Raw genomic sequence first — 25,098 nt, 5'->3', positions numbered from 1 at the left:
TCATTCCGGGTCGGCACAGCCGAGCCCGGAATCCATAACCGCTAACGTTTCGGGATGAGGTGCATACGCAGCAACCATCCTCATTCTGTCGTGGTTATGGATCCCCGCCTTCGCGGGGATGACACGAAACGGGTGTCAGGAGAGGTGAGATGTCCATCTCGAACCGCAAGCCGGGTGAGAAGAAGGAAGCGCCGGCGGAGCCGCTGAAGCGCTCCATCGCCGGCACCATGAAGGCGATTGCCCGCAAGCCCGATCTCGAGGTCGCCTTCGCGTCCGACCGTCCGGTGCTCATGGGGCAGGACAAGGCACGCCTGCCGGAGCCGCCCCGGCGGCTGACCGCACAGGACGTGGCGATCCTGCGTGGCAATGCCGATGCCATGGCCCTGCGCCTCGCCTGCCACGACACGAATCTTCACCGCAAGCTCGCCCCCGACGGCCAGGCCGCCCGTGCCGTGTTCGATGCGGTCGAGCAGGCGCGCGTGGAATCCATCGGCTCGCGGCGCATGGCCGGCATCTCCTCCAACATTTCGGCCATGCTGGAGGATCGCTACCATCGTGGCGGCAAATACGAAGAAATCACGGACCGCGCCGATGCTCCCTTGGAGGATGCGGTTGCCCTCATGGTGCGCGAGCGCCTGACCGGCGCGAAGCCGCCCGCATCGGCTGCCAAGATCGTCGATCTCTGGCGCGATTTCATCGAGGACCGCGCCGGGCGCGACCTCGATGGCCTGCTCAAGAACATCGAGAACCAGCGCAGCTTCGCCCGCAATATCCGCGACCTGCTCTCCTCCCTCGACATGGCCGACGAGGCGGCTCTCGATTCCGAGGACGAGGAGAACGAGGACGATAACGAATCCGACGAGCAGGAGCAGCAGGGCGAGGGCGAATCCGAGCAGGAGAGCCAAGGCGACCGGGCCGATGTGGAAATCAGCGAGGATTCGAGCGACGAGATGGAGGATGGCGCTTCGGAAGAAGCCGATGGGCCTTCCGGCGAGCTGCCCGAGGAATCCGAGGAAGCGGATTCGGAGGATGCCGGCGAATCCTGGCGTCCGCCCTCGCGCTCCAACGAGGCGCGCGGACCCGACTACAAGGCCTATACCAACAGGTTCGACGAGATCATCCACGCGGAAGACCTCTGCGATGCGGACGAGCTGACGCGCCTTCGCGCCTATCTCGACAAGCAGCTCGCTCATCTTCAGGGCGTGGTCGGGCGTCTGGCGAACCGCCTGCAGCGCCGCCTGATGGCGCAGCAGAACCGGTCCTGGGAGTTCGACCTCGAAGAGGGCACGCTCGATCCCGTGCGCCTGCCGCGCATCATCATGGACCCGTTCCAGCCTCTCAGTTTCAAGCAGGAGCAGGACACGAACTTCCGCGACACGGTGGTGACGCTGCTTCTCGACAATTCCGGTTCCATGCGCGGGCGCCCGATCACGGTCGCCGCCACCTGCGCGGACATTCTCGCCCGCACGCTGGAGCGCTGCGGCGTGAAGGTTGAGATCCTCGGCTTCACCACCCGCGCCTGGAAGGGCGGGCAGGCCCGCGAGACATGGCTGCAGAACGGCAAGCCGGCCAATCCCGGCCGCCTGAACGATCTTCGCCACATCATCTACAAATCTGCGGATGCGCCCTGGCGGCGCGCGCGCAAGAACCTCGGCCTGATGATGCGCGAGGGCCTGCTGAAGGAAAACATCGACGGCGAGGCTCTCGACTGGGCCCACAAGCGCCTGCTCGGGCGGCCCGAGCAGCGGCGCATCCTGATGGTGATCTCGGACGGCGCGCCGGTGGACGACTCGACGCTCTCGGTCAATCCCGGCAACTATCTCGAGCGGCATCTGCGCTTCATCATCGAGGAAATCGAAACCCGTTCCCCCGTGGAGCTTATCGCCATCGGCATCGGCCACGACGTGACGCGCTATTACCGCCGCGCAGTGACCATCGTCGACGCCGAGGAGCTCGGCGGCGTCATGACCGAGAAGCTCGCGGAGCTGTTCGAGGAGAATGCCGGGCCGCCGGCCCGTGGCGCTCCCCGGCGCAGGGCCGTCGCTTGAGGCTCACCCGGCGCAACTTCCTGATCGGCGGCGGTGCCGCGGCCGCGACGATAGCCTGCACGGGCGTTGCTTTGGCACAGCGCCCGCAGGCTTTCAGGGGCGCGACCTCCATCGACGTGGAGGCGCAGCCGATCAGCCACCTCTCCACGACAGATCCCGACCGCTCCCGGTTCGGAGCTCTGATATTCCGCTCCGGGGCCGACCTGCGCTCCCGGGTCTCGGCCTTCGGCGGCTTTTCCGGTCTCTGGCGCTCAGCCAATGGCCAGGACATCATTGCGCTCGCCGACAATGCGCAGTTGCTGAAAGCCCGGGTCGAGACATCGGACGGCCGGCTCTCGGGCCTGTCCAGCCCGGTTCTGTCTCCTCTGATCCTGAGCAACGGCGTCCCGCTGAGGCGCTCGCGCTACTACGACACGGAGAGCTTTGCGCTTGCGGGCAATGCCGCCTTCGTCGGCGTCGAGCGCAACCACGCCGTGATCCGCTTCGAGCGCACCGGTGCAGGGACCATCATCCGCGGCGTTCCCATTCCTGTGCCGAAGGAGCTGAAAGACCTGCCCAGCAACGGCGGCCTGGAGGCGCTCGGCGTCGCGCCCCAGCGCTCGCCCCTGAATGGGGCGCTCGTCGGGCTCGCGGAAGGCGGCAGCGGCTTCATCCTGACGGGCCCGCGGCAGGGCGCCTTCCAGATGGTTCTCTCCGGGGGCTATGACGTCACCGACCTCGCTTTCCTGCCCGATGGCGATGCCGTGATCCTGGAGCGCCGCTTCTCGCTCTTCGGGGGCTTCGGCTGCCGGCTTCGCCGCATCGACGCGAGTGCGCTCAAGTCCGGCGCCCGCGTCGATGGCGAGACCCTCTACGAGAGCGAAGCCTCGCATCAGGTCGACAACATGGAGGGACTCGCCATCCATCGGGAAGGCGGCGATGTCGTTCTTTCCCTGATCTCCGACGACAATTTCAGCTCTCTGCAGAAAACCTTGCTGCTCGAGTTCTCGCTGCCTGGCTGAGCCGGCAGCGAGCGTTGCCTTCCGGATAGGCATCTGCCGTTTTTCTCATCATCCTTTGCCTGCCCCTATCCCTTCGTCTCGCTTGAAGCCCTAGGTTTTAGGCAACTAAGCTTCTTTCATGCGGGCCCGATGCCAATCTTTGCGCCGGGTGTCCGCCTCGAGAGGCTGAGGAGACCCGGTGGCGGCGCAGGCGATCTTCGATGAAATGAGCGGCCATGACGGCGAAAGCAGGGATGCCTACCGCATCCTCCAGGACTGGCTGAAATCGGCCCCGCCGCAGCTGCTGGAACATCGCCGCGAGGAGGCAGAGCTCTTCTTCCGCCGGGTCGGCATCACCTTCGCGGTTTACGGCAATACGGAAGCCGAGGAGCGGCTGATCCCCTTCGACATCATTCCGCGCATTCTGTCCGGCAAGGAATGGGCCCGGCTCTCGCGCGGACTCGAACAGCGGGTCAAGGCGCTCAACATGTTCCTCAAGGACATCTATGGCGCGCGTGAGATCCTGCGCGCCGGGATCATCCCGCCGGAGCTCGTCTATCTCAACCCTTATTACCGGCCGCAGATGCATGGACTGTCCTTGAACAGCGACATCTACGTGCAGGTGGCGGGGATCGACATCGTCCGGGTCGACGACCAGGATTTCTACGTGCTCGAGGACAACCTGCGCACGCCCTCCGGCGTCTCCTACATGCTGGAGAACCGGGAGGTGATGATGCGCCTCTTCCCCGAACTCGTGGGAATGCAGCGCATCCGGCCCATCGAGAACTACGTCGACGAGCTTCTGGGCACCCTCAAATCCGTCGCCCCGACGAGCAGCCCCTGGGATCCGACCGTCGTTCTCCTCACCCCTGGCTCTCTCAACTCGGCCTATTACGAACACAGCTTCCTGGCCGACCGCATGGGCGTGGAACTGGTCGAAGGACGCGATCTCTTCGTGCGCGACGACATGGTCTACATGCGCACCACCGAGGGGCCGAAGCGCGTCGACGTGATCTACAGCCGCATCGACGACGATTTCCTCGACCCGTTGGTCTTCCGGTCCGATTCCGCTCTCGGCGTGCCGGGCCTGATCGCCGCCTACCGCGCCGGCAATGTCGCCATCGCCAACGCGCCCGGGACGGGCATTGCCGACGACAAGGCCATGTACAGCTACGTGCCCGACATCGTGCGCTTCTACATGGGCGAGGAGCCGATCCTGAAGAACGTGCCGACCTGGCGCTGCCGCGAGCGGGAATCTCTCTCCTATGTCGTCGACAATCTGCACGAACTCGTCGTGAAGGAGGTCAACGGCTCGGGCGGCTACGGCATGCTCGTAGGGCCCCATGCGACGACAGAGGCGTGCGAGCATTTCAAGGCCCGGATCCTCGCGGCGCCCGACAACTACATCGCCCAGCCGACGCTGGCCCTGTCGACAAGCCCGATCTTCACGGAGAAGGGTCTTGCCCCTCGCCATGTGGATCTGCGCCCCTTCGTCCTGACCGGACGCGATGGCGTCAGGCTCGTGCCGGGCGGCCTCACCCGCGTGGCGCTGACGGAGGGGTCGCTCGTGGTCAATTCGAGCCAGGGCGGCGGGACCAAGGATACCTGGGTGCTGAGTGAATGAGCGGGAGCGTTTCGCGTGCTGAGTCGTGATGCCGACAGCCTCTACTGGCTCTCCCGCTATGTGGAGCGGGCCGAGAACACCGCCCGCGTCCTCGATGTCGCCTACCGCATGGCGTCGATGCCGATTTCCTACAACGGCGTCGAGACCAATGAATGGGAGTCCGCCCTCATCACCGCCGGCGGCGTTGATCAGTTCCGCGCCGTCTATGGGGATGCCACCCCTGAGAACGTGATCGAGTACCTGGCCTTTTCCGAGGAGAACCCCTCGAGCATCCAGAACTGCTTCGACACGGCCCGGCAGAATGCGCGCTCGGTGCGTTCTGCGCTCACCTCCGAGATGTGGGAAGCGATCAACTCCGCCTGGCTCGATCTGCGTCGCTACAAGGCCAGGAAGATCAAGGTGGAGGACCTTCCCCGCTTCCTGAACCTCGTGAAGGAAGCCTCGCTCCGCTATGACGGCTCCGCCATGCGCACCATGCTGCGCAACGATGCCTATTGGTTCTCACGTCTCGGCCTCTATCTCGAGCGCGCCGATAACACCGCCAGGGTGCTGGACGTGAAATACCATGTGCTCCTGCCGCAGGACGCGGCGGTCGGCGGCGGCATCGATTATTACCAATGGGCTGCCATCCTGCGCTCGGTCTCCGCGCTCGTGAGCTATCAATGGGTCTATCACCAGAACCTGAGGCCCTGGCTCGTGGCGGATCTCCTGATCCTGCGCGAGGAGATGCCGCGCTCGCTGTCAGCCTGCTACGCGGCGCTCTCGCGCCATCTCGACGACATCTCGCACCGCTATGGCACATCGGGCGTCGCGCAGCGTCAGGCGCGGGCGACCCATGCCCGCCTGACAAACCGGAACATCGAGGATATCTTCCAGCACGGGCTGCATGAATTCCTGCAGGACTTCCTGGCCGAGAACAACCGGCTCGGGCACGCCATCACGAACCAGTATCTGTGCTGACCCATGCGCATCCGCATCACACACGAGACGGTCTATCACTACAGCGAGCCCGCCAAGTCCGCGGTCCAGCTCCTGCGGCTCACACCGCGCGGTCATGACGGTCAAACGGTCCTCTCCTGGAACATCGACATGGACGGTGACGCCCGACTGATGCGCCGGGAGGACTGGTACGGCAACATTGTCCACAGCCTGTCGGTTTCGGGTCCCGTGAGCCAGATCGCCCTCCACGTGGCCGGCGAGATCGAGACGACGGATACGGCTGGACTCATTCGGGGAGGGGTCGAACGCTTCCCGGAGATCTTCTATTTGCGGGAAACGCCCCTGACCAGGCCCGATGCCGCCATCCGTGAGTTCGCCGAGACGACCGCCGGGCGCTTTACGGGTCCGCTGGATCAGACCCATGCGCTTTTGAACGCGATCCCGGAGCGCCTGCGCTTCGACACGGGGGCCACGAGCGCCACAACCGCAGGAGCCGACGCCTTTGCGGCGGGACATGGGGTCTGCCAGGATTTCACCCATGTCTTCTTAGGCGCGGCGCGGTCGCTGGGAATCCCCGCACGCTATGTGTCCGGCTATCTCCACAAGCCCGGCGAGACCGAACAGGAGGCGGGGCACGCCTGGGCCGAGGCCTATCTACCAGATCTCGGCTGGGTGAGTTTCGATCCCGCCAACGCCATTTCCGCAACGGAACACTACGTCAGATTGGCCGTCGGGCTCGATTATCTTGATGCGGCCCCGGTTCGAGGAAGCTATTACGGAATCACCCGTGAAGCGCTCGACGTTCGTTTGAGGATCGAAAGCGCCCGTCAAGCACAGGCGTGAGAATGGCCTCGACAACGCAGCAACTCGACCAGAAGGCCCCTGGAGGAACCCCCATGACGTATTGTGTCGGCATCCTCGTGCGGGATGGTCTCGTCATGATCGCCGACACGCGCACCAATGCCGGCGTCGACAACATCGCAATCTTCCGCAAGCTGCATCTGTTCGAGAAGCCCGGCGAGCGCATTGTCACGCTTGCGACCGCCGGCAATCTCTCGGCGAGCCAATCCGTCCTGTCCCTGCTGACCGAGGGGCTGGAAAATCCTGAAACCGGTATGGTCGAGACGCTTCTGACGGTGCCCAGCCTGTTCAAGGCGGCCCAGCTCGTCGGCCGCGCCATCCGCCAGGTCTACGAAATGGACGGGGTCGAGATCGAAAAGCGCCAGATGACGTTCGACGTCACCATGCTGCTCGGCGGGCAGATCGGGTCGACGCCGATGCGGCTCTATCAGATCTATTCGGCCGGCAACGCCATCGAGGCCACCATCGATACGCCCTTCCTGCAGATCGGCGAGCCGAAATACGGCAAGCCGATCCTCGACCGGGCGATTTCCCACGGCACCAGCCTCGTGGAGGCCTTGAAGCTGGGCCTCATCTCCATGGATTCGACGCTGAAATCCAATCTGGGCGTCGGCCTGCCGATCGATATCGTCGTGGCCAAGCACGATGCCCTGAAGGCCGGGATCACCTACCGGATCCAGGAGGACGAGCCCTATTTCCGCGACCTGCGCGAACGCTGGTCGGCGGCCCTACGCGCAGCGCACCAGGCCATTCCGCATCCTCCCTATGCAGAGGATGCGCTTTGAGGAGAGGTGCTGGAGCGGCCTGATCAGGCCGCCCGCTGGAGCCTCGGGCGCATCAGGGCAAGGACCGCGCCGTAAGGGGCAATCGCGATCGCCGCGAGGGCGAGCTTCACCAGGTAATCGGCCATGGCGAGGTTGGTCCACGGCAGCGCGATGCACTGGTCCGCAATGCCGACCTGTCCCAGCATGTCGCTGATCGTCAGCCCAAAGCCCGGCACGACGCCGCAGTAGAAGGCAAACGAGAAGAAGATCGCCGTATCGAGGCCCGACGAGATCACCGACGAGATGAAGGGCGGCATCCACCAGGCCCGGTCGCGCAGGCGGGCGAAGATGCTGATGTCGAGGAGCTGGGCCACGAGGAAGGCCGCGCCCGACGCAATGGCGATTCGCGGCGTGGCCAGGATGATCGAGAGGATAACGGCCAGGACGAAGCCGGCATAGACCACCCGGCGTGCCCCTTGCGTGCCGAAGCGCCGGTTCGACAGGTCGGTGACAAGGAACGAGAACGGATAGCTGAAGGCGCCCCAGGTCAGGTAGTCGCCCAGACCCAGATGCTGGAAAGGGTATTGGACCAGGATGTTCGACGAGAGGACGACCAGGGTCATGGCCGTCAGGGCAATGACAAAGTCGCGGCGGTCGATTTGGGTCATGAGCGGCCTCGTCCAGGCAAATGCTTAAGCCTTACACCAATGCAAAACGGGCGGCATCGAGCCGCCCGCAAAGCAGATTTTTTCAGCGATTCGAGATCAGCTCGCAGCGGCGAGCTTCTTCTCGATCTCGCGCTTCACCCCCAGGGCGGTGGTGGAGAGCTCGTCAGCCTTGGCCTTGGCCAGGAAGGCGTCGAGGCCGCCGCGATGCTCGACCGAGCGGAGCGCATTGGCGGAGACGCGCAGGCGCACGGAGCGCTGCAGGGTATCAGACTGGAGCGTGACATTGCAGAGGTTCGGCAGGAACTTCCGCTTCGTCTTGCGGTTAGAGTGGCTCACCAGGTGGCCACTCAGCACGGCCTTGCCGGTCAGTTCGCAACGGCGCGACATGGGTTCAATCCTATTCGTCTATTAAAAGGTCGCGACCTCGAATTCGCGGGTTTGCCTTATCGCAGATCCCGTGCGGCCGGACACCAGAAGTCCTTGGAAGGTGCGAGCCTATAGGCCAAAAAAGGGGAGGACGTCAAGAATAGTGCGACGTCGCACCTCGTTTTTTTGAAGCACCATGGTCATGTTTTATTCTGAATCTCGTGCGATGCAACAGAATAGACTAACGGAAAAGCCTTATGCGCCTCATCGCCTCAGCTCTCGTGACCTTGGCCTTTGCCGGATCGGGCTCTATCGCGCAAGCCCAGCCCCTCAAGACTCGAACCTTGAAGGTGAGCTATGACATCACGCTTGCTGGCCTGCCCTTGGGCAAGGCGGACCTGTCGTCCTCCTTCGCGGGATCGAAATACGAGATGGAAGGAAGGGCGAAGCTGACCGGGCTCGCCATGATCCTCACCGGCGGCAAGGGCGAGGCCAGTGCGTCGGGCACTCTTGCCGACGACGCGCCGCCCCGCTCAAGCAGTTTCGCCGTGGTTTCGAAGACCTCCGACAATCAGCGCAGCGTCCGCATGGGATTGAAGAGCGGACGGGTGGCCAAGGTCGAGATCGATCCGCCCCTGGAGCCCAGGCCCGACCGGGTCCCGGTCAAGGCGGCCGACAAGCGGGGCGTGGTCGATCCCATGAGCGCGCTGCTCATGCCGGCCGTGGCCTCGAAGAATCTGACGGATCCGGCCAATTGCGACCGGACCATCCCGGTCTTCGACGGGGCCTCCCGGATGAACGTGGTCCTCTCCTATGGGGAGACGAAGAATGTCGAGGTGCCCGGCTATTCCGGGCCCGTTCTCGTCTGCAATGCCCGCTATGTGCCGATTTCCGGCCATCGGAGCGAGCGTCCGGCCACCAAGTTCATGCAGGAGAACAAGGACATTTCCGTATGGCTGGCACCCGTCGAGGGGCCGCGCCTGCTCTTTCCGCTCAAGGTCTCCGTGCGCACCATGATCGGCATGGGCGAGATGCAGGCCTCCCTCTGGTCGCTCGAGGAGGATGGCAAGGCGTCGCCGCCGATCCGCAAGGCCGTCAGGGCCGACGAAGCCATCGAGGCCGGAGCCGTTCAGTAAGTCATGAAAATCCTTAGGCATTCATGTCGTTTCCGGTAGCGAAAGCGGCCTGCGGCACCATATAAGGGGCTAACCGCAGCTGCCCGATGGGCTTCAGGCTGCTTGGAAGAGAAGTCTGCTCGTGTCGGTCTCCGGCCCTGCAGCCTCTCGGCTCTCTATCCGGGACCTTTCCGCATCACCCGTCATCCAGGCATGGCCCGCCGTTCCCTTCCCCCGCAAGTGCGTGCGCGCGGCGTGACCGCCGTGCTCGGCCCCACCAATACCGGCAAGACCCACCTCGCCATCGAGCGCATGCTCGGCCACGACAGCGGCATGATCGGTCTGCCGCTGCGCCTGCTCGCGCGCGAGGTCTATAACCGCGTGGTGGAGAAGGCGGGTCATCACAACGTCGCCCTGATCACGGGCGAGGAGAAGATCAAGCCGGACCGGCCGCGCTACTGGATCTCGACGGTCGAGGCCATGCCGCGCGATCTCGATCTCGCCTTCGTGGCCGTGGACGAGATCCAGCTCGCCAGCGACCTCGACCGGGGCCACGTCTTCACCGATCGCCTGTTGAACCAGCGCGGGCGCGAGGAGACGCTCCTCATCGGCTCGGCCACCATGCGTCCGCTGATCGAGGCGCTGATCCCCGGTGTTCACGTGGTGACGCGGCCGCGCCTGTCGAAACTATCCTTCGCGGGCGAGAAGAAGGTGTCGCGCCTGCCCCGCCGCTCGGCCATCGTCGCCTTCTCGGCCGAGGAGGTCTATGGTATCGCCGAGCTGATCCGCCGCCAGAGCGGCGGCGCCGCGGTGGTGCTGGGTGCCCTTTCGCCCCGGACCCGCAACGCCCAGGTCGAGCTCTACCAGAACGGGGACGTGGACTACCTGATCGCCACCGATGCCATCGGCATGGGCCTCAATCTCGATGTGGACCATGTGGCGTTCGCGTCCGACAAGAAATTCGACGGGTTCCAGTTCCGCAAGCTCAACAACCCGGAACTGGCCCAGATCGCCGGCCGCGCCGGCCGCTACATGCGCGACGGCACCTTCGGTTCCACGGCCCGCTGCCCGTCTTTCGATGCCGAAACCGTCGAGGCGCTCGAGAACCACACCTTCGACCCGGTACGCATCCTGCAATGGCGCAACCCGGATCTCGAATTCTCGTCGCTCGCCCGCCTGCGCGATTCGCTCGGCCGGCAGCCGAGGGAGCACGGCCTCGTGCGGGCGCCCACGGGCGAGGACGTGGCGGCCCTCGAGGTGCTGGCGCGGGACGACGACATTCAGCATTTTGCCCGCTCCCAATATGCCGTGGAGCGGCTCTGGCAGATCTGCCAGGTGCCGGATTACCGGAAAGTTTCTCCGCAGACCCATGCGGATCTCGTCGGCCAGCTCTATCGTTTCCTCATGAAGGATGGGGCCATCCCGGCCGATTGGTTCGCCCGCCATCTGTCCGCCATGGACCGGACCGATGGAGATATCGACACCCTCTCCAACCGCATCGCCCAGGTCCGGACCTGGTCCTTCGTCGCCAACCGTCCCGACTGGTTGAAGGATCCAGAGCATTGGCAGGATGTTGCGCGTCAGGTAGAGGACAAGCTATCGGATGCGCTCCATGAACGCCTCGCCCAAAGGTTCATCGACCGGAGGACGAGCGTTCTCATGCGGCGCTTGAGAGAGAAAACGATGCTCGAAGCGGAAATCACGACCACCGGCGACGTCACCGTCGAGGGTCAGCACATCGGTCACCTGCACGGCTTCCATTTCGTGCCCGATCCCCAGGCCGACACCACGGAGGCCAAAACCCTGCGCAATGCCGCCAGCAAGGCGCTGGCCGGGGAAATCGACGCGCGGGCGGACCGGTTTGCGGAAACCCCCGATGCCATGCTCGTGCTGTCGAACGACGGCACCATCCGCTGGATGGGCGATCCGGTCGCCAAGCTGGAGGCCGGCGACAAGCTGTTCGACCCTAAGGTGCGCATCCTCTCGGACGAGCATCTGACGGGCCCGGCCCGGGACAAGGTGGATAACCGTCTGCGCGCCTGGTTGAAGGCCTATGTGGTGCGCCTGCTCGGACCACTGCTGCAGCTCGAGGACAGCGCCGAGCTGACGGGTCTTGCCCGCGGCATCGGGTTCCAGATCGGCGAGGCCCTGGGCGTGCTGGAGCGCGCGAAGGTTCTCAACGACGTGCGCAGCCTCGACCAGGACGCCCGGGGTGCCTTACGCAAGGCGGGGATCCGGTTCGGCGCCTATCACCTTTACCTGCCGGCTCTTCTGAAGCCGGCGCCCCGCGTTCTGGCGACCCAGCTCTGGGCGCTGCAGAACGGCGGACTCGACCAGAAGGGCATCGATGAGATCGCCCATCTTGCCCAATCCGGCCGCACCTCGATCCCGGTCGATCCCGAGATCGGACATGGGCTCTATCGCGCCGCAGGCTTCCGCGTTCTGGGCGGTCGCGCCGTGCGCGTCGATATCCTGGAGCGTCTGGCCGACCTGATCCGTCCCGCCATCGCCTATCGTCCCGGAATCACCCCTGGCGCGCCGCCGGCCGGTGCCGCCGATGGCGAAGGCTTCGTTCCGACCGTCTCCATGACATCCCTCGTCGGCTGCGCCGGCGAGGATTTCGCCACGATCCTGAAATCCCTCGGCTATGTGATGGAGCGCCGCACCGGCCCCGCCATCACGGTGCCGTTGGTCGAGGCTCCGAGGGCTATCGAGCCGCAGGGCGCTGCCGCCGAGGGAGAGGCTCCCGCTCCGGCGCAAGAGGTCCCGGCGGAGGAGGCCCCGGCGCAGGAGGCCCCGGTGGAGGTGCCCGAGACGGCTGTCGGTACGGAGGAGATCGGCGCCGTCGCCGTGGAGGCTCCCGAGGCAAGCGTCTCCGAGCAGGAAGTGGAAACGAGCGCCGCCGAGGCCGTGGCTTCGCCCGAGGGCCAAGCTCTGGCTCCCGCCGAAGCTTCCGGCGAGACGATCCCTGCCGAGACTCCGATTGAGACACCTGCCGAGCCCGAGACGATCGAGGTGTGGCGCCAGGGTCGCCGCCATCACGAGGGCGGGCAGGCCCGTCATGGTCGCGACGCCCGCGGCGGCCGCCATCATCAGGAGCGCGGCGAGCGGCAGGAGCGTGGCGATCGGCGCCCACGCCATGGCGAGGCCCAGGGCGAGCAGCAGCCCGTCGGCGAACGTCGTCCACGCCAGGATCGGCGCGAGGCGCAAGGGGAGGGCGGGCGTCCGCAGAACCGTCCGCCGCGCGGTCCCGGCCGTGGGGAGGACCGTCGCGGTCCCCGTCCCGACAAGCGCCCCGACAACCGGCGCGAGGGCGGGCCTGAGCGCCGCGAGAAGCAGCCGGACCCCAACTCGCCCTTCGCGAAGCTGTTGGCTCTCAAGGCACAGCTTGAGGACAGCAAGAAGTGAGGGTGTGAAGCGCATGCGCGAGGACCGGCAGCGGCTCGACAAGTGGCTGTGGTTCGCGCGCTTCGCGAAGACCCGGACGTTGGCGGCCAAGCTGGTCGCCAGCGGTTTCGTCCGCCTCAACGGCCAGCGCACCGACAATGCCGCGAAAGCGGTTGCCGTCGGCGACGTGATTACCATCGCATTGACCAGGGCCACGCTCGTGGTCCGCGTCGAAGGCCTTGGCGAGCGACGTGGTCCTGCACCGGAAGCAAGGCAGCTCTACCTAGATCTCAGCCAGGACAACGCGGCGCTTGTCAGCGACGGCGACAACGGCTAGAGCGGCGGCATATCGCCATTTCGTTGACTTTCGAACAGACCCTCAAGGACCGTTCATGACTTACGTCGTCACTGAAAATTGCATCAAGTGCAAATACATGGACTGCGTCGAGGTATGCCCGGTCGACTGTTTCTACGAGGGCGAGAACATGCTCGTCATTCATCCCGACGAGTGCATCGATTGCGGCGTCTGCGAGCCGGAATGCCCCGCCGAGGCCATCAAGCCGGATGCGGAGCCGGGTCTTGAGCAATGGCTGAAGCTCAATGCCGATATGGCGAAGAGCTGGCCCAACCTCACCATCAAGAAGGATCCGCCCGCCGATGCGAAGGAATTCGACGGCGTTGCCGGCAAGTTCGAGACGTATTTCTCGGCCAATCCGGGTGACGGCGATTAGCAGCGGGCCCAATGTGGAAGGCCCTTTTGGGCTCGACCCGATGCTCTTTCCTTAGTGAACGCATCGTTGAAAGCGGGAGACCGGGGCGCCTTTCCCGCACGAAGCGACAGGCTTCAAGCGCGGCCATGAACAGGCCCTCTTTACGCTATCCCTTGAAATATTTTTGCTTTTTCGGCCGGACTGTGATAGGGTCCGCTAATGCCGTCGCTTGCGCTCAAGCCCGTGCACCGTCTCTGCCGACCGGCGGTTCACATAATGAAGCAAAGATTCGCGTCCTTTGACTTAAGGGAGCATCGCTGCCTTGGTCAAGGGCATGAGCGTTTGTAGCCGCTGGCTTACATCAGGGAGACGAGCGGAATAGTCAAGTTCCGCGACACTCACATCCTATCCTCGTTCCCCTGGGGCCCTGCCCAATGGAACCACAGCTCCCTCACCATCGGTGAGGGCCATGCAAGGAGGCCTCTCTCGCATGACAACCGCCAAGAAGTCCGCCCAGCGCCTTGGGTTCAAGTCCGGTGAAGCGATCGTTTATCCCGCTCACGGTGTCGGCCGCATCACGACCATCGAAGAGCAGGAAATCGCGGGTTTCAAACTGGAGCTGTACGTGGTCTCCTTCGACAAGGACAAGATGGTCCTTCGCGTTCCGACCGGTAAAGCTTCCAGCGTGGGCATGCGCAAGCTTGCCGAACCGGCCCAGATCCAAAAGGCCCTGGACGTGCTGACGGGTCGTGCCCGTGTGAAGCGCACCATGTGGTCGCGTCGCGCGCAGGAATATGAGGCCAAGATCAATTCCGGCGATCTGATTGCCGTAACGGAAGTCGTGCGCGATCTTTACCGCTCCGAGGCTCAGCCCGAGCAGTCCTACAGCGAACGTCAGCTCTACGAATCCGCCCTCGACCGCATCGTTCGCGAAATCGCCGCCGTGAACAAGATCACGGATACGGAAGCCCTCAAGCTCATCGAGCAGAGCCTCGCCAAGTCCCCGCGCCGCGCGAAGGGCGCTGAGGCCGATGCCGAGGGCGACGACCTTCAGGAAGAGGCCGCCTGATCGAAAGGTCGAACGATCATTTAAAAAGCCCGGCTTCACGCTGGGCTTTTTTGTGGCCAAAGCCTTGTTTTTCAAAGGCCGGAATCTATTTTGCAGAACTTGGCTGTTAGAAGTGAACTTTTTGCGGCCTCGCTCGTTGTGTCTCTGCCAAGGGAGAGCACACAATGGGAGAAATCTCAGGGGTTCGCCGCCGGTTCGTCCGCGCTGCTATGAATGCACCTTTTCTCGAAAGACAGGAGGAGCATCTTCTTGCTGTGCGCTGGAAGGAGAACCGCGATGAAGCGGCGCTTCATCAACTGACCGCTGCCCATATGCGCCTTGTGATCGCGCTGGCAGCTCGATTCCGTCATTACGGTTTGCCGATGGCCGATCTCGTTCAAGAAGGCCATGTGGGTCTTCTCGAGGCGGCCGCCCGGTTCGAGCCTGAGCGCGAAGTCCGCTTTTCAACCTATGCGACCTGGTGGATACGTGCCTCCGTGCAAGATTACATCCTTCGCAATTGGTCAATCGTTCGCGGCGGAACGAGTTCCGCCCAGAAGGCACTTTTCTTCAATCTGCGCCGCCTGCGCGCCCGCCTGACCCGCGGCGGGGAGGAGCGCATCTCCTCCGACGTGCATGCGAAGATCGCCGAGGCGATCGGCGTGTCGAAGGCCGATGTGGCGCTCATGGATGCCCGTCTCTCGGCGCCCGATACATCCCTCAACGCCCCGGTTCTGGATGCCGATCCGTCCAATTCCGCCGAGCGCGTCGAGTTCCTCGTCGACAACAGCCCGCTGCCGGATGAGAGCGTCAGCGACGTGATCGATACCGAGCGGCGCGTGCGCTGGCTGCAGCAGGCGCTCGAAGTTCTCAACGAACGCGAATTGCGGATCCTGCGCGCCCGTCGCCTCGACGATGAGCAGGTGACCCTGGAGTTCCTCGGCGACAGGCTCGGGATTTCGAAGGAGCGCGTGCGTCAGATCGAGAACCGGGCGCTGGAAAAGCTCAAGCGCGCCCTGGTCGAGAAATATCCCCAGGCCTCCGGCGCCTTCGTGTAGGGCGCTCGGGCTCTTCCGAGCGTCTTGAGATCGGCTGTTCATTCGGCGAGGCAGGGTTCACTGCCTCGCCAATCTTTTTCGGGAGCCGAAACGGCTATTCCACGACGATCTTGTAGCGCTCGCCCACTTTGAGCGCGGCATTCCTGTCGAGACCGTTGAGAAGCAGGAATTTCTCGAGGGCCCGGTCGATCGGCATTCGGGCGGCAAGCGTCTGTGCCGTATCGCCCCGCTGGGCGGTGACGATCTGCAGCTTCAGGGGCCTGATTCGACGGGCCTCATCGGGCTGCACCTGCCGGACGCTGTTCAGGGTCTGCTGGAAGATCCCTTCCAGGTCCCCCTGTTCCCGCGGGTCGCCATGATGAGCCGGTAGGTGGTGTTGCCGATCCGGATGGCCGAGAGGCGGAAGATCCATTCCTTGCCGTTGGACAGGGCCGTGACCACGGGCAGGCCATTTACGGTTCCGGTCGTCAGGGTGCCGGGCTCGACCGTATCCGTCCAGGTCGAGCGCAGCACATCCTCCAGGCTCTGTCCCTCCGGCGTGTCGGCCGCATCGAAGAGGAGGCGGCGCTCGCCGTCACCTGAAGCACCAAGCACGGCCTGGGAGGTATTCTCCAGGGTAAAGCCCTCCGGTGCCTCGAAGGCGACGCCGAGCCGCGAATGGATGAAGCGGCGGCCTTTCACGACACCGTCGGCCGGATCGTCGCCATAGGAGAGGCTGTCGAGGGCGGTCAGATAGGCGAGGTGTCCCGTTTCGCCGGTTCCCTGCATGCCTGTGCGCCGCGCCGCCTGCAGCGCTCGCGCCACCCGGTCGTCGGTGCGCGGATGCGAAGCGTTCCGCTCGGCCGTCGAGGCATCCGAACTCGTGCCCGAGCGCCCCAGCGCCGTCAGGAAGCGCGGAGCGCCGAAAGGATCGAAGCCGGCCCGGGCCAAAACCTTGACCCCTGTCTGGTCCGCCTCGAGCTCCTGCGCACGCGAGAAGCTTGCCAGCGTCGAACGGGCCTGGCTCTGCGCCACGGCGGCCTCCTCGGCATCGTTCAGCACATTCTCGGCCACGCGCTCGATCAGGTCTGAGCGCGCCTGCAATTCGCTGCGCTGGGTGGCGTGACGGAGGGTGACGTGGGCGATCTCGTGCGACAGCACGGCCGCCACCTCGGAGGTGTCGTTGGCGAGCGCCAGGAGCCCGCGCGTGACGTAGAGGCGCCCGTTCGGCAGGGCGAAGGCATTGACCACGGGCGAGTTGAGGATCGTCACCTGGAAGGCCTCGTCGGGCCTGTCGGTGGCCATGACCAGCCGGTTCGTCACATCGGTCAGCATCTGCTGAAGCTGTGGCGCCCGGCCTTCGCCGCCGAAGGCTCTCACAAGCCGGATGTGGTCGCGGTCCCGGTCCGAGCCGATCACGCGCGGCGCGTTGGCAGGCAGCGAAATGTCCCCGCCGAAGCCGGAGCACCCTGCAACGAGGGTACCGAGTATCACGCTGGCGAGGATTCGAAGGCCAGAGCATCGGCCCCAAAAGCGGGATGCACTTTTGGAATTCATCCGATGCTCCTGCCCTTGAAGAGCACGTCGTTCTTCGCGGAAAACCGGGACCACTTTTCCGCACGATGCTCTGCCTGTCTGACGTGTTGTGCTCATGCTCGTTCATCGTGGCAGGCGACCGCCTTCAAGACGCTCGATCATGTCCGGTATAACAATGGAGAAGACTGTCCCTTGCCAAGGCTGCAAAATGCCTCGGGCTCTGATTCGCTGGCCCTTGAGCGCCTCGGCGCCCATGCCGCGGTCCGACATCTGTTTCCAGGTCTTCCGGGGAATGATGATCGTGAAGTCTTCTGCCCAGAGCCCCCCGAAGTTCAAATAGGTACGTTGCTTGCGCTCGCCGATGCTTCTGACGCGACCCTCGACCAGCACGAAGCTGCCGATTCGGTCCCGCAGACGCTCGGGTTGATTGACGTCCATGGGCTTATAGCGGTCATCGGCCCAAAGACCAAGGCGTCGTTCGCGGGCCGTGGACTCGAGGGCGAGCAATTCCGACTGGCAGAAGGTTTCATCCAGGCCCGCGTCGGTGATCGCGAGGCCCGCTTCGATCAAGCCATGGCTCCAATCGAACGGAGACGTCTTGTCGAGAGATCGGATGCGGATGGAAATCCGGTTCCAGCGGTCGGGACCGGCCGCCGCCTGGACCACGATGGCCTCGCCCATGCGGACCTGCAGCCAGGATATGGCTTGCTCCCGATAGGGCGCCCCGTCCGGGAGCCGGATACCGGCGAGCTTGGCAAGGCGGCCGGATGCCAGGACAAGGTCTCCCTCCTGGGAGAGGCTCTGCAGCCGATCAGGCTGCGCCTCGGCCGTGCAGTCTGTTCTCGGTCGTGTCGGCGCAACGGGCTGCGCCCAGCCAGCCGGGACCGTAAGGACGATCCCGAGGCTCGCGCTCAAGAAAATTCGCAGGATCGATCCCGTCATCGGACGGGATCATACCCCTTTGGCCGAGAACGGCTACGCTTGAAGCGATCGGATCAGTGCTTTTCCTGCGCCGGGCTGTGCTGCTGCGGCTTGTGACCGCTTTGCCCCGCATTGTTGTGCTTGTTGTGGTCGCGGGTCTCCTGGTGTGTCACGCCGCCCTGCTTGCCGATGTCAGGCTGGCCGCTCGCATTGACGTGAGCCTGATCGTTCTCCTGATGGCCCGCAACGCGGGTTTCGTTCGGATTACTGCGATTACCGGTGCTGCTCATGATTTCTTCTCTTGTTGCCGCTTCTGGGCGCCGTTGCCGTCCTTGCCCTGCTGATGTTGGGTGCCGCGCACATTCGAGCCGCCATGGCCTTCCTGCGGAATACCCTCAGGGTTGGTGCGGGAGCCTGGGATGTTCTTCGTCATGGTGAAATCCTGACTGGTTTTCGTGCGGTGATGGAATAACGGCGGGACGCAGGATCTCCGCTCCTCAGGAGAAAACCGCATGCTGGCGCGAGCCGCTTCCTGGGAGTTCAATTGCAGAGGGCGCAAATTGTTGCGGCCAAGATCGGCAGGTTTCTGCTTCAGACAAGCAGGCGCTTCAGGCCCCTACCAGCGGATCACCACGACTCTCTGATTGCCGTTTCCGAGCTCGATGGCCTCGGTGCCTTCCGCTTTCCGGTTTTGCGCCTTCGCGTCTTCGACGATCTCGATTTCCTCTATGTGAGCGGCAAATGCCTCATCCACCTCAGCCACGCAGAGCAGGGTATCGGGAGGAAGTTTCTCCACCTGTTTCAGAAACTCTCGAAGCGTCAGCGCCATGATATGCCTCCGGTTGCCTTCAACAAACCGGGCTGGCCATGCGGAGTTCCTTCGCACCCTCCGCGAGGCATGAGCGATCGCGTGCCGATGCGACTTTCCAGGGCCTCAACCCTCTGGAATGACCATGCCGACCATGCTACATCCCGTGGTCTCAAGCGGTCCCGTAGCTCAGCAGGACAGAGCAGCGGTTTCCTAAACCGAAGGTCGGAAGTTCGAGTCTTCCCGGGATCGCCAGTATTTCAGCGTTGCTGTAGAGGCTGTGGTTACCACTCGGTTACACGGTTAGGGGAATACCCGAACTGCCTGGGTGGACGATTGCTCCCTATCAAGCGGAGAACTGGCCACGCTTGAGGAGCTGGATGCCTCATAGTTACATCCGCCCTCATGATCAAAGGAACAGCGATGTTCTTTTATATCCAGCGGTAGCGGTCCACTGCTCTTTGAAACCAGAGACATTCAACAACACTGTTGTTGTAGATCGAGGTTGAGCGAGCGACCGGTACATCATTCCGCTATAATGCGGCGTTCAAGTGGGTGCTCTGAGGTCATCCGTAATCATGTAGCTATTGTAGCAACCGTCGATAACCTTCGGGAGGTGCGATCTTTGTCTACTCGGAAAAGGCAGCTTTAATCTGACTTAGGCCCTCGTTCGTGAGTGGGTCAATCCTGAGAAGATTGTACCCTCCGGACGAGACGCGCTTTGAGAAAACCAAGCGCACATACCCGCTGCTCGGAAGAGGGAGAAAAAAGAGGCCGTCGGTTTCCCCAGTAAGAAAGCAGCGGAGTCCGACATAGAAGCTTTCCTCGTACCCTTTGATGGCCTGTCGGATGGCCGGGTGGATCACAAGAGTTGTCCGCTTGCTGTCGCAGACCTCTTCAACGGCCTCAAAACTCAACACGACTGAACCCCATTTCTGAGCGACCAAGCGGCCTCTAAGGGCTCAACGCTGCTAAAATGGTTACGGTTCGCTCAGGCCTTATCTATCCTCAAGGACAAGCTTGCCTCAGCCCGAACATCGGTCTATCAACTCGTCTTAGCACTCTCATGCGTCGAGTGCTAAACGTGCTGCTCGGCGCAGACGAGTGCCCCCAATTTGAAGACCGAGGAGGCACACCCATGAAATTCCGTCCGCTGCACGACCGCGTTGTCGTCCGCCGCATCGAAGCCGAAGAGAAGACGGCCGGCGGCATCATCATCCCGGACACCGCCAAGGAGAAGCCGCAAGAGGGCGAAATCGTCGCCGTCGGCCCCGGCGCCCGTGACGAGAGCGGCAAGATTGCTGCCCTCGACGTGAAAGCCGGCGACCGCGTGCTGTTCGGCAAGTGGTCCGGCACCGAGGTGCGTATCGATGGCCAGGATCTCCTGATCATGAAGGAATCCGACATCATGGGCGTGATCGAACAGTCCGCCGCGGCTCAGAAGGCGGCTTAACCAGCCCAGCCCGAACAGATAATAACAGGAGTTCAGCTCATGGCTGCCAAAGACGTAAAATTCTCTACTGACGCACGCGATCGGATGCTGCGTGGTGTCGATATTCTGGCGAACGCCGTAAAGGTCACGCTGGGCCCCAAGGGCCGCAACGTGGTGCTTGAGAAGAGCTTCGGCGCTCCGCGCATCACCAAGGACGGCGTCACCGTCGCCAAGGAGATCGAACTCTCCGACAAGTTCGAGAACATGGGCGCCCAGATGGTGCGTGAAGTGGCCTCGAAGGCGAGCGATGTGGCTGGTGACGGCACCACCACCGCGACGGTTCTGGCTCAGGCCATCGTCCGCGAGGGCGCCAAGGCGGTTGCCGCCGGCATGAACCCGATGGACCTCAAGCGCGGCATCGACTTGGCCGTGGCAGAGGCCGTGAAGGACATCCAGGCTCGCGCCAAGAAGGTTGCCTCGTCTGAAGAGATCGCCCAGGTCGGCACAATCTCGGCCAACGGCGACGCTTCGATTGGCGAGATGATCGCTCAAGCAATGCAGAAGGTCGGCAACGAGGGTGTCATCACCGTCGAGGAAGCTAAGACTGCTGAGACTGAGCTCGATGTGGTCGAGGGCATGCAGTTCGACCGCGGTTACCTCTCGCCGTACTTCATCACCAACGCCGAGAAGATGATTGCGGAGCTCGAGGATCCCTACATCCTCATCCACGAGAAGAAGCTGTCCTCTTTGCAGTCGCTCCTCCCGATCCTTGAGGCTGTCGTTCAGACCAGCAAGCCCCTGCTGATTGTGGCGGAAGATATCGAGGGCGAGGCTCTGGCGACGCTGGTGGTCAACAAGCTCCGTGGCGGCCTGAAGATCGCCGCCGTCAAGGCTCCGGGCTTTGGCGACCGCCGCAAGGCCATGCTCGAGGACATCGCGATCCTGACCGCCGGTCAGACGATCTCGGAAGACCTCGGCATCAAGCTCGAGAATGTCACCCTCGACATGCTCGGCCGCGCCAAGCGCATTCGTATCGACAAGGAAAGCACCACGATCATCGACGGTGCCGGAAAGAAGGAAGACATCGAGGCCCGCGTGCAGCAGATCAAGGCTCAGATCGAGGAGACCACCTCGGACTACGACCGTGAGAAGCTGCAGGAGCGTCTCGCCAAGCTCGCAGGCGGCGTCGCGGTGATCCGCGTCGGCGGCTCGACCGAGATCGAGGTCAAGGAGAAGAAGGACCGCGTGGATGACGCGATGCACGCCACCCGCGCGGCGGTCGAGGAAGGCATCGTTCCCGGCGGCGGCACGGCTCTGCTCCGCGCCAAGGCTGCGGTGTCGAAGCTCCAGAGCGACAACCCGGACGTGAAGGCCGGCATCAGCATTGTGATGCGCGCTCTTGAAGCTCCGATCCGCCAGATCGCCGAGAACGCCGGCGTCGAGGGTTCCACGGTTGTTGGCAAGATCAACGACAACACGAAGTCCGACACCTTCGGCTTCAACGCTCAAACCGAAGAGTTCGTGGATCTGCTTCAGGCTGGTATCGTCGACCCGGCCAAGGTCGTGCGCACGGCTCTGCAGAATGCAGCGTCGGTGGCTGGCTTGCTGGTCACCACCGAGGCCATGGTGGCTGAGGCTCCCAAGCGCGACAACGGTCCGGCGATGCCGGGCGGCGGCGGCATGGGCGGCATGGGCGGTATGGACTTCTAAGCCCTTCCTTAACGCCGATAGTAATGAGGGCCGCCCATCGGGCGGCCTTTTCTTTTAAGGTTCAGCGAAGTTAGAGGAATTGCTTTTGGTGTGGCTTTGCGAGACGAAGGGACTACTCTTTACCTTCATAAGCCGATGCAGCTCTTATCGCCGGTCACGGCCTCGCTGCTCCATAACATCACCTGCTGAGACAAACGAGAGTATGGTCACACGAAAGGCACGCCTAGAAGAATTCGTCACTGACCGGGCGCCTGCCTCCGGTCAGCACGTTGAAGCCCTGGCTGAAGATCATGTAGGGACATACATCCTTCCATTCCGGTGTGAATACGCCGATGGAGCGTGGCGCAATGCGGAAACAGGCGAGGCGGTTCATGCCCATGTCCAGGGCTGGCGCGAGCTTCGGTCTCAGCGCCATAAGGATATGAGGCCGCCTAGAGGACTACAATGATCCGAAAGGCTCCAGATGCGGCATCCTCTGCACATGGATCCAACTCAGATTTCTTGGGCAGCCCCCTGGCTGAGAGACTAACACACCACCTTTCGTTCCAGCGGCGATCAGGGTTTCTTTAAGGGCATCAACGTTCCCCTGCGGGTCGGCAGGTGTTACCCTCGAGGACGAGACCAGGAGAAGCAGAGATGGCAAAGGGCGAACAACGCGGAAACCGCGAAGCCAAAAAACCGAAGGCAGCAAAGCCGAAGACCAATGCCGCTGCGCCTTCTACAAAGGGATCGGTGAGCTCAAGCACTGGATCCAAGAAATAGTGGCTCACTGAGCCCGACCTGGGGTGGGGGATCTTTAACTTTCATCCAGCACATGAATTTCTCGTTGCTTGCGAGATATCAAGCGGAGCTCGCAGCCTGGCGGTTACTCCGTGGTTGCAGTTTTCTGCCTGCACCGGCTTACACGTGACTTTGCTACGTTCTACGTCATTTCACGAGTATCCAAACGGCCCGCGCCTGACCGGGTTGATGCAATTTTGCGTAATCATGTCGAATTCCATCGACCAGCATTAATTGTAACAACGACACGAATCGTCGATTCCTAAACCGAAGGTCGGAAGTTCGAGTCTTCCCGGGATCGCCAATATTTCCAGTGGCTGTTAAGGTTCATCGCCCCAACGGCGCGACGGCAGCTTTGGCGTCGTCGAGATCGGGCGCATCGATGTGGCGGTAGCGGGCCTGGACGAGGCCGAAGAGGCCGAACGCGAAGAGGCCCAGCGACGTCAGCGCCAGGAGGGCCCAGCCATAGGGTTGCTGCTGAAGGGTTTTGAGCGCGCCGCCCAGGCCATGCACTTCCGAGGACGAGGCGTGAAGGGCGGCAAGAATCAGGAAGCCGCCGATCACCAGGAAAACGACGCCGCGGGCGGCAAAGCCCATGCGGCCGAGGGTGACGATCCAGTCCCGCTTGTCGGCGGGCAGCGAGAGGCGCTCCGCCACATCGCCGCGCCAGGCTTTCCAGAGGAAGGCGAGACCTGCTCCTGCCACGGCAAGGCCGACGAGACCGACCAGCCATTGACCGAAGGGCTGGCTCATGAGCCAGGCGGTCCAGTCCTGCGCCGCCTGGTCCTCGCCGCCGCCGGAGCCCCGGCCGAGGGCAAGGTTCAGGGCGGAGATGGCAAGACCGGCATAGACAAAGCCGCTGATCAGATGCGCGGCTCTGATACCCAGGCCCTTCATGTCGGAACCTCGACGGTCGGCATCGGTCAGCGCTTCCAGAACGCGCCAGGCGCAGAAGCCGAACAGGCCGAGGGCGATCAGGACGAGCCAGAGCTTGCCGAAGGGCTGTGACAGGAGCGTCTGCAACGCACTGCGGCTGCCCCCCGTCTGTCCGCCCGATCCGACGGCAGCAAGGAGAGCCAAGCCGCCGACGAGGCCATAAACCGCGCCCCGCGCTCCATAGCCGAAACGGGCCAGGGCCTCGACGGGGTTATGGCTGATTCTGGGCATGGGTGGCGGCTCCGTTCTGTCACGAGAGAACCGTCAAGCCTTCACGGATGTTCCTCATGACAGCCGGCCTTCCTCAGGATGGCTGGTCCGGGGCGGGCCCGCTCTGCTGGCGCCAGATCGTCAGGAGAGCGGCCATGAGGACCGGGCCGAGAAAGAGACCGATCAGGCCGAAGGTCTCGAGGCCGCCGAGAATGCCGAAAAGAGTCCACAGGAAGGGAAGGCGGACTGCTCCGCCGATCAGGGCCGGCTGGACGAAGTTGTCGCCGATCAGCATGACGACGGCCCCCCATCCCGCCACGGCGGCGGCGGCCAGGATGGAACCGCCGGCGAGGATCAGCACGATGGCCGCGGTGCCGAAGGCGAGCCAGGCGCCCAAGGGCAGCATCGCGAAAGCGGTGGTGAGAACCGCGAACAGAGCCGCGTTCGGCACGCCGGCGAGCATGAAGCCGATGCCGATCAGGATGCCTTCGCCCACGGCCACGAGGATCGTTCCATTCACCGTCCCCCGTACGGCGGACGCCATGCTCTCCGCCAGGCGTTCGCCCGGCCTGCCGAACCAGCGATCGGTGGCGGCCAGCACGTGCTGGCCGATCTCGTTGCCATTACGCAGGAGAATGAAGAGGGCCAGGAACGTCAGGAAGGTATGAAGAAGGCGCGAAACCAGGGCGCCGCCGAGGGTTTTCGACCATTCGGTCAGGGTCTGGCTGTCGATGCCGTTCAAAAGCTGCTCGGCGGATTGCGGCCCCCCAGATGCGCCTGCCACCAGGCGTCGAAATGCTGGCCGACGAGCGGCAGGCGATGGATCCATTCCGGCACGGGCATGCCGTTCTGCTGCAGCCGCGTCAGCCACTGCATGATGAACTGGCTTTCGCGGCCGATCTCGGTCAGCGCAAGAGCGATCGGCACGAGAAGGAGAACGGCAAGACTGATTGTCACAAGCAGGGGGGCGGCGATGCGCGAGCCCCCCAGGCGAGCCTGGATCCGGCGATAAAGCGGCCAGACGCTGATGGCGATGATCCCCGCCCAGCCGAGGGTGGTGAGATAGGAGCGGATCATCCAGAGAGTGAGCCCCAGGAGCACGGCCGCGCCGATCAGGCGCGTCACCCGCCGGCCACGGGCATCGGGGGCATCACCGTCGGATTGCTGGGGAAAAGAGGCCGCGGTTTTTTCGGGCATGGGCGGAATCTAGGCTCCGCC

The 25,098-nt window shown here is 63.5% G+C and carries 26 protein-coding genes and 1 tRNA gene; 15 read left to right on the top strand and 12 right to left on the bottom strand.

Annotated elements, in window-relative coordinates; all coding sequences use genetic code 11:
* Positions 1-149: 149 nt before the first annotated feature.
* The 6 genes from cobT to ACD578_RS20365 all read left to right on the top strand — a co-directional run bounded on the left by cobT (position 150) and on the right by ACD578_RS20365 (position 7,237).
* On the top strand, positions 150-2,048 hold the full coding sequence (cobT, locus tag ACD578_RS20390) for a cobaltochelatase subunit CobT (protein ID WP_404287990.1): 1,899 nt from the start codon (positions 150-152) through the stop codon (positions 2,046-2,048).
* Positions 2,045-3,049, top strand: coding sequence for an esterase-like activity of phytase family protein (locus tag ACD578_RS20385; RefSeq protein WP_404287988.1), 1,005 nt, complete (start codon positions 2,045-2,047; stop codon positions 3,047-3,049). Before cobT ends, ACD578_RS20385 begins: the two co-directional genes overlap by 4 nt.
* A gap of 205 nt (positions 3,050-3,254) precedes the next feature.
* Positions 3,255-4,652 carry a circularly permuted type 2 ATP-grasp protein gene (locus ACD578_RS20380; protein ID WP_404293964.1) on the top strand — a complete coding sequence of 466 codons (1,398 nt, stop codon included), beginning with the start codon at positions 3,255-3,257 and terminating at the stop codon, positions 4,650-4,652.
* A gap of 15 nt (positions 4,653-4,667) precedes the next feature.
* Positions 4,668-5,612: an alpha-E domain-containing protein gene (locus ACD578_RS20375; protein ID WP_404287986.1), complete on the top strand. Its 945-nt coding sequence runs from the start codon at positions 4,668-4,670 to the stop codon at positions 5,610-5,612.
* A gap of 3 nt (positions 5,613-5,615) precedes the next feature.
* Entirely contained in the window at positions 5,616-6,434 is an 819-nt protein-coding gene (locus ACD578_RS20370; protein ID WP_404287984.1) for a transglutaminase domain-containing protein, read from the top strand.
* A gap of 53 nt (positions 6,435-6,487) precedes the next feature.
* Positions 6,488-7,237 (top strand): peptidase, encoded by a 750-nt coding sequence (locus tag ACD578_RS20365; protein ID WP_404287982.1) that lies wholly within the window; start codon positions 6,488-6,490, stop codon positions 7,235-7,237.
* A gap of 23 nt (positions 7,238-7,260) precedes the next feature.
* Here ACD578_RS20365 and ACD578_RS20360 read toward each other — a convergent pair whose 3' ends face one another.
* Both ACD578_RS20360 and rpmB read right to left on the bottom strand, forming a co-directional pair.
* Positions 7,261-7,884, bottom strand: coding sequence for a queuosine precursor transporter (locus tag ACD578_RS20360; RefSeq protein WP_404287980.1), 624 nt, complete (start codon positions 7,882-7,884; stop codon positions 7,261-7,263).
* Between the two features lie 96 nt (positions 7,885-7,980).
* Complete coding sequence (gene rpmB / locus ACD578_RS20355; RefSeq protein ID WP_152710048.1) at positions 7,981-8,271, bottom strand: 50S ribosomal protein L28; 291 nt, start codon at positions 8,269-8,271, stop codon at positions 7,981-7,983.
* Between the two features lie 236 nt (positions 8,272-8,507).
* Between rpmB and ACD578_RS20350 the strand changes: the two genes are divergently transcribed.
* The 6 genes from ACD578_RS20350 to ACD578_RS20325 all read left to right on the top strand — a co-directional run bounded on the left by ACD578_RS20350 (position 8,508) and on the right by ACD578_RS20325 (position 15,568).
* Positions 8,508-9,386, top strand: coding sequence for a DUF3108 domain-containing protein (locus ACD578_RS20350; protein ID WP_404287978.1), 879 nt, complete (start codon positions 8,508-8,510; stop codon positions 9,384-9,386).
* A gap of 192 nt (positions 9,387-9,578) precedes the next feature.
* Complete coding sequence (locus ACD578_RS20345) at positions 9,579-12,773, top strand: helicase-related protein (protein WP_404287976.1); 3,195 nt, start codon at positions 9,579-9,581, stop codon at positions 12,771-12,773.
* A 13-nt stretch (positions 12,774-12,786) separates the two neighbouring features.
* Positions 12,787-13,089, top strand: a complete 303-nt coding sequence (locus ACD578_RS20340; RefSeq protein WP_404293963.1) for an RNA-binding S4 domain-containing protein — start codon at positions 12,787-12,789, stop codon at positions 13,087-13,089.
* Positions 13,090-13,144: 55 nt separating this feature from the next.
* Positions 13,145-13,483 (top strand): ferredoxin FdxA, encoded by a 339-nt coding sequence (gene fdxA, locus ACD578_RS20335; protein ID WP_404287974.1) that lies wholly within the window; start codon positions 13,145-13,147, stop codon positions 13,481-13,483.
* A 469-nt stretch (positions 13,484-13,952) separates the two neighbouring features.
* Positions 13,953-14,531, top strand: coding sequence for a CarD family transcriptional regulator (locus tag ACD578_RS20330; RefSeq protein WP_404287972.1), 579 nt, complete (start codon positions 13,953-13,955; stop codon positions 14,529-14,531).
* Between the two features lie 164 nt (positions 14,532-14,695).
* A complete protein-coding gene (locus ACD578_RS20325) occupies positions 14,696-15,568 on the top strand; it encodes an RNA polymerase factor sigma-32 (protein WP_152710060.1) in 873 nt (290 codons plus the stop codon).
* Positions 15,569-15,662: 94 nt separating this feature from the next.
* On the opposite strand, the gene ACD578_RS20320 is transcribed toward ACD578_RS20325, so the two are convergent.
* The 6 genes from ACD578_RS20320 to ACD578_RS20295 all read right to left on the bottom strand — a co-directional run bounded on the left by ACD578_RS20320 (position 15,663) and on the right by ACD578_RS20295 (position 18,833).
* The gene (locus ACD578_RS20320; protein ID WP_404287970.1) at positions 15,663-15,857 is read right to left on the bottom strand and encodes a hypothetical protein; all 195 of its coding nucleotides are present in this window, start codon (positions 15,855-15,857) and stop codon (positions 15,663-15,665) included.
* A 14-nt stretch (positions 15,858-15,871) separates the two neighbouring features.
* A complete protein-coding gene (locus tag ACD578_RS20315; RefSeq protein WP_404287968.1) occupies positions 15,872-17,041 on the bottom strand; it encodes a M48 family metalloprotease in 1,170 nt (389 codons plus the stop codon).
* Between the two features lie 165 nt (positions 17,042-17,206).
* The gene (locus ACD578_RS20310) at positions 17,207-18,025 is read right to left on the bottom strand and encodes a hypothetical protein (RefSeq protein ID WP_404287966.1); all 819 of its coding nucleotides are present in this window, start codon (positions 18,023-18,025) and stop codon (positions 17,207-17,209) included.
* A gap of 53 nt (positions 18,026-18,078) precedes the next feature.
* Positions 18,079-18,294: a hypothetical protein gene (locus ACD578_RS20305; RefSeq protein WP_404287964.1), complete on the bottom strand. Its 216-nt coding sequence runs from the start codon at positions 18,292-18,294 to the stop codon at positions 18,079-18,081.
* Complete coding sequence (locus ACD578_RS20300) at positions 18,291-18,437, bottom strand: hypothetical protein (RefSeq protein WP_213563268.1); 147 nt, start codon at positions 18,435-18,437, stop codon at positions 18,291-18,293. Before ACD578_RS20300 ends, ACD578_RS20305 begins: the two co-directional genes overlap by 4 nt.
* Positions 18,438-18,620: 183 nt before the next feature.
* The gene (locus ACD578_RS20295) at positions 18,621-18,833 is read right to left on the bottom strand and encodes a sugar phosphorylase (RefSeq protein ID WP_404287962.1); all 213 of its coding nucleotides are present in this window, start codon (positions 18,831-18,833) and stop codon (positions 18,621-18,623) included.
* A 157-nt stretch (positions 18,834-18,990) separates the two neighbouring features.
* Between ACD578_RS20295 and ACD578_RS20290 the strand changes: the two genes are divergently transcribed.
* From ACD578_RS20290 to groL, 3 genes are all read left to right on the top strand, one after another.
* Positions 18,991-19,067: transfer RNA gene (locus ACD578_RS20290), tRNA-Arg, on the top strand.
* Positions 19,068-19,950: 883 nt separating this feature from the next.
* Positions 19,951-20,265: a co-chaperone GroES gene (groES, locus tag ACD578_RS20285; protein ID WP_404287960.1), complete on the top strand. Its 315-nt coding sequence runs from the start codon at positions 19,951-19,953 to the stop codon at positions 20,263-20,265.
* A 39-nt stretch (positions 20,266-20,304) separates the two neighbouring features.
* A complete protein-coding gene (gene groL / locus ACD578_RS20280; RefSeq protein WP_404287958.1) occupies positions 20,305-21,954 on the top strand; it encodes a chaperonin GroEL in 1,650 nt (549 codons plus the stop codon).
* Between the two features lie 223 nt (positions 21,955-22,177).
* Here the strand turns inward: groL and ACD578_RS20275 are convergent, their stop codons facing one another.
* The 4 genes from ACD578_RS20275 to ACD578_RS20260 all read right to left on the bottom strand — a co-directional run bounded on the left by ACD578_RS20275 (position 22,178) and on the right by ACD578_RS20260 (position 25,077).
* Positions 22,178-22,369: a hypothetical protein gene (locus ACD578_RS20275; protein WP_404287956.1), complete on the bottom strand. Its 192-nt coding sequence runs from the start codon at positions 22,367-22,369 to the stop codon at positions 22,178-22,180.
* A gap of 692 nt (positions 22,370-23,061) precedes the next feature.
* Complete coding sequence (locus tag ACD578_RS20270; protein ID WP_404287954.1) at positions 23,062-23,901, bottom strand: DUF1206 domain-containing protein; 840 nt, start codon at positions 23,899-23,901, stop codon at positions 23,062-23,064.
* Positions 23,902-23,974: 73 nt separating this feature from the next.
* Positions 23,975-24,622, bottom strand: coding sequence for an AI-2E family transporter (locus tag ACD578_RS20265; RefSeq protein ID WP_404287952.1), 648 nt, complete (start codon positions 24,620-24,622; stop codon positions 23,975-23,977).
* Entirely contained in the window at positions 24,619-25,077 is a 459-nt protein-coding gene (locus tag ACD578_RS20260; protein ID WP_404287950.1) for an AI-2E family transporter, read from the bottom strand. The genes ACD578_RS20265 and ACD578_RS20260 overlap by 4 nt, the downstream gene beginning before the upstream one ends.
* Positions 25,078-25,098: the final 21 nt, after the last annotated feature.

Source organism: Microvirga sp. RSM25, assembly GCF_044784385.1.
GTDB lineage: Bacteria > Pseudomonadota > Alphaproteobacteria > Rhizobiales > Beijerinckiaceae > Microvirga > Microvirga tunisiensis.
Note: the sequence above shows the minus strand (reverse complement) of the source record. Positions and strands in the feature narration are given on the sequence as shown.